A 1726-nucleotide genomic window follows, 5' to 3' on the forward strand; every position below is an offset into this window, starting at 1 on the left:
AGCAAAGTGAGGTTGCAAAGCTGTTACAGGAGACAGAAGCTCTGCTCAATACGGGTACTGAGGATACGAAAAAGAAGATGACTGAGCTCAAAACAGGTATTAGTGCCTATATGAATCAAGTTCATAGTCTACTAACTACAGCAGGGTATAAGAGCACGAGAGATGATGGCTTCCCGCCATTTTCTGAATTGCTCGATGATTTTGAAAACGAAAGGGTTTTGCGTAAGCAACTGGATACCAAGGTCCTCGCATTTGTCAAAGCTCAAGAAGATATGGTAACGGTAAAAGTACAGCAGGCGCACCAAACGATGACGAATACGACCTTGATTACGAGCATAGTAGGGCTATTAGTTATAATGTACAGTATTGCTCAATCTGTCGTTTTAATTCGTTCCATTCGTCCATTACACCATATGAATGAGCAGTTGTTGCAAATGTCTCAAGGTGGAGGAGATTTGCGTAGTAGACTGGATATTACGTCCAAGGACGAAATTGGTATGATTGCGAGCTCCTACAACAAGCTTATTGAAGGATTCCGCCGTATCATTGTCGATGCTCAGGATACGGCTCGTACATTAACTATAACCGCAGAGCGTGTTAACGTCAGTACTGAGGAAATGAATCAGGCCAATCGTCATACTTCCGGTGTCATGGAAGAGCTTGCGACGGGTATGGAGCATCAGGTCGATGATATTACACAAACTACAGCTACCATAAAAGAACTTGCCAACGAGCTTGAACGGATTGCTGCCACAAGTGAGCAGGTATATGAATTGTCTGATACAGCCGCTAAAGATGCAGCAGCAGGGGAACAATCTATAGGTCAGGCTATGCGTCAGATGGAGAAGGTAAGCGAAAGTGTAGACAGCTCTGCACGTGCTGTGCGTTCACTTAGTGAACAGGCAGAGCAGATTGGCATGATCGGATCTGTGATTACCGGAATTGCCAAACAGACTGGAATGCTGGCGCTTAACGCATCCATTGAAGCAGCCAGAGCGGGGGAACAGGGCAAAGGATTTGCGGTTGTGGCCTCTGAGGTAAGAAGATTGGCCGAGCAAGTATCGGTTTCAGCCGCAGAAATCACACAGTTTGTGCAAAATATTCAAGAGCATGTTGGAAATGTTGCTTCCACCATGCAGTCTGGGACCACTGAAGTGCAATCTGGCGTAAAGGTCATGCAATCCGCTGAAACTGCATTTCGTCAAATTGGAAGTTCCATTCAACAAGTCAGCGAGCAGATTCACAGTGTAAACCAGTCTGTAGAACAAATGTCCGGTGGATCTGAGCGGATGGTCAAGGCGGCGGAACGCATACGTGAAGTAGCGGAGCAGACGGCCGGAGGAACCCAAAGTGTCAGTGCGGCGGCTGAAGAGCAATTGGCTTCTATGGAGGAAATTGCATCGTCCATTCATACTGTGGCGGATATGTCGCAAATGCTGAATGCAAGGGTCGGTGGATTTAAAGTATAGCCGTATAAATTCCCACCATTGTAAACACAATAACATCTGTTGAACCAATCTGAACAGCTGTGTTATTACTTTTGCAAAGGTGGTAACGGGATGCAACAAAATAAAGGGAATCTGGTTGCATTAGGTTCCATCCCACTGATGATGACGCTGGGTAATTCCATGCTGATTCCTGTTTTACCGGAAATCGGACGTAAGCTACATGTAAGCTCCTTTCAGATTAGCATGTTGATTACAGTCTATGCGGTCGTGGCCATTTT

General features: G+C 45.8%; 1 protein-coding gene and 1 pseudogene. Both read left to right on the forward strand.

Annotation, left to right across the window (positions count from 1 at the left end):
- Positions 1-1469, forward strand: a 1469-nt coding sequence (locus AC5V8P_RS25450) for a methyl-accepting chemotaxis protein (protein WP_495474037.1), incomplete at its 5' end; no start/stop codon positions are given.
- Positions 1470-1559: 90 nt separating this feature from the next.
- Positions 1560-1726: pseudogene (locus tag AC5V8P_RS25455) on the forward strand (MFS transporter); the annotation flags it as partial.

This window comes from Paenibacillus sp. N119s (assembly GCF_059447605.1).